This window comes from Amycolatopsis sp., assembly GCF_025464955.1.
In the GTDB taxonomy this organism is placed as follows: Bacteria; Actinomycetota; Actinomycetes; order Mycobacteriales; family Pseudonocardiaceae; genus Amycolatopsis.
Genome location: NZ_JAODNM010000077.1, coordinates 1 through 2922, shown reverse-complemented (window position 1 = coordinate 2922; position 2922 = coordinate 1). Strand labels below are relative to the sequence as shown.

The window sequence follows — 2922 nt, the reverse complement described above, 5'->3', positions numbered from 1 at the left end:
TTCCGTCCAGGCAGGCAGGACAGGTGTTGTCCGACCATTGGAAAGGTGCGACGACGAGATCGCCGGCCCGGACCGTCCTGACCTCGCTGCCGACTTCTTCGACCACGCCGATGAACTCGTGGCCCAGCCGGGACCGCTCGGCCCGGTTGATGACTCCGCGGTAGGACCACAGATCCGAACCGCAGATACAGGACCGCAGGACTCGCACCAGAGCGTCGGTCGGTTCGGACAATGAGGCATCCGGTACGTCATCGACAATGACGTTCCCAGCGGATAGGTAGAGAGCGGCACGCATGAATAAATAGCCTTTGCTCAGAGGGTTCTGGTCAGCCGACGACAGGTGTGCGCGCTTCGACGGCCAGCGTCGACTCGACGTAAAGGCCGGCGCTGAGCAGTTCCAGGTCGGTGCCGAGCGGGGACGACAGTTGCAGGCCGATTGGAAGGCCGTCCCTGCTCCAGCCGCCGGGCAGTACCAGCGCGGGATCCCCGGTGAGGTTGAAAACCCCGGTGAACATGCCCTCGGCGGCACCCTCCGGCGTGTCGACCGGAGGAGTGGTAGCGGGCGCGACAAACGGCGTCGCAGGAGTGAGCAGGATGTCGATTCCGGAGTAGACGCCGGCCGCGGCGGGCAGCAGTTCGGCCCGTCGGGCAAGGGCCTTGTAGTAGTCGTCCTCCCGGACCGTGGAGCCTGACCGCAGCAGCCTCAAGGTCTCGGGGCCGTAGTGGCCGGGTTCCGCGCTGATCCGTGGACCGTGGATCCGCCATGCCTCGAACAACAGGATATCGGAGAAGGTCCGCTCGATTTGATCGAAGGGTTCTCCGTCCACTTCCAGGACCGGGCAGCCTGCCTCCTCCAGGAGGCGGACCGCGTCCCGTACCGCCTTGGCCACATCCGGCTGGATCTCCTCGCGGTCGAGTTGGCCCGCGATCACCCCGACCCGCAAGGGCCCGCTGACGATGCCGCCTGCCGCTGCCCTGCTGTCGGTAAGAGCCAGAAAGACCTTGGCCGCCGTCGCCACATCGCTGGTGAGCAGACCGACATGATCAAGGCTGGGAGAAAGTGCTTCCACACCTTCGACTGGAAGCGCTCCGTAGCTCGGTTTGAATCCGACGGTGCCGCAATAGTGCGCCGGTATGCGGATCGAGCCGCCGGTGTCGGTGCCCAGAGCCGCCGAGCAGACCCTTGCCCCGACCAACGCCGCCGAACCACCGCTAGAACCGCCTGCGGTGCGCTTGGGGTTGTAGGGATTCATCGCTTCGGGCACGTCCGGGTGGACCGCGCCGGCGGCGTACTCAAGCAGGGTCGTGGCCGCGAAGATGTCTGCACCGGCCGCGCGCAGAGCGGCGATGACCGGTGCGTCAGCGGCGGCGGGTTCTCCTCGCATCGACTGTGCATTGCCATTGCCCCGGACGTGCCCGGCTATGTCGATCATGTCCTTGACCGCGACCTGCACGCCGTGCAGCGGGCCGCCCGGCGCCCGCAGGGGAGCGTGGAAGAGCTCGACGACGGCGTTCAGTGGACGGCCGAGGCGTTCAGCCCGTTCGTACGTGGCGAGCAATTCGAGGTTGGCCACCTCGCAGGTGCGCTCACCCCGCTCGATCGCCTTGATGAGTTCGCCGGCATAGGTCGTCAAGGGGCCGGCGAGATCACGCAACACATCGTCGACTTCGGTCTTGCGCTTGCGAACCATCAGATCACGGTAGATTCCGCTGTGCGACTTGGCGCTGTTGCGGTTGAACGTCACCAACCGCGCCAGTGAACCCTCCAGATCGTGCGGGTCGAAACCGTCGAAACTCTCGGGCGGAACCGGTGCCTGAGCGAGTACCTCCCTGGCGGTAGCAAGCATCAGCGGGCGCCACTGCGGGTCTTCCAGGGAATCCGCGATGGACAGGTCCGAGACGGCCCCGGCGTACAGCATCGCGCCGTAGGCCTCTTTGCCCCACAGGAATCCCATGATGTTGTCGGTCGCCTCGGCGTAGGGCAGCGCCTCGACCAGTTCGCGGACCCGTGGGGTGATCCGGCCACCTGCCAGTTCACCGACCCGGAATGTGCCGATGTTGCCCTGCATGATACGGCCCGGGGAAAGTACATCGGCGCCGAAATTCACGAAGCTGACGATGAGCCGCTCGGGGCCCACCACACTGGAGAGTATGTCGGCGGTGAGTCCGTTCTGGAAACTCACCACGTAGCCGTCGGGAGCCAGCCGATCACGGACAAGCTCAGCGGCCTGGGCTGTGTGGTGGCTTTTGACGGCGATTGCGACGCGGTCCAGATGTTTGGGGAGGTCATCGGGGGTGACGGCCCGTGCTGACACGGTGAAGTTCTCAACTGGACCCTCGATCGTCAGTCCTTGCCGATTGATCACCGCCACGTGATCGGGGTCCGCGTCGCAGAGCAGCACATCGTGCCCCGCCCTGATGAGGTGGGCGCCGATCGTTCCGCCGATCGCTCCCGCGCCGATGATGGTGAGTTGCATGGAGAAGACCCCTTAGAGCTAAACGATGTGGTGGGTCGAGGCTGTGCCGCGGCCTGGTACTCGCCGAATACGAATCATCCGTAGCGCGCCTCCGTCGTCCGTAGGAGGACCCGGCCGGCCGGACCGCTGGGCCACTCGGCCCAGCGGTCCGACTGGTGAGCACGCAGTCGGCTATCGAGTCACGGCTTCAGTTCTGGCACTGCCTCATCGAGGAAGTCGCGCATCGTCTGCTGGAAGAGTTCCGCCTCTTCGAACTGCGGTGAATGCCCGGACTTCTCGAAGATGACCAGCTTCGAATTCGGGATGAGCGAGGCGATTGTCTCCGCCGCCGACACCGGGGTCACCCAGTCCACGCGGCCGACCGTGACCAGGGTAGGGCAGGTGACCGAGGGAAGTTCCGGCTTGACGTCGTAGACCGGCGCGTTGTGCTGGAAGCACCAGTTGT

3 protein-coding genes are annotated in these 2922 nt (G+C 65.4%); all 3 read right to left on the bottom strand.

Features of this window, described 5'->3' with window-relative positions; all coding sequences use genetic code 11:
• The coding region (locus JWQ81_RS17370; RefSeq protein ID WP_297542713.1) for an alcohol dehydrogenase catalytic domain-containing protein at nt 1-232 on the bottom strand (232 nt) is incomplete at its 3' end.
• Between the two features lie 94 nt (nt 233-326).
• Nucleotides 327-2477: an amidase family protein gene (locus tag JWQ81_RS17365; RefSeq protein WP_297542711.1), complete on the bottom strand. Its 2151-nt coding sequence runs from the start codon at nt 2475-2477 to the stop codon at nt 327-329.
• 179 nt (nt 2478-2656) lie between these two features.
• Nucleotides 2657-2922, bottom strand: a 266-nt coding sequence (locus JWQ81_RS17360; RefSeq protein WP_297542709.1) for an alpha/beta hydrolase, incomplete at its 5' end; no start/stop codon positions are given.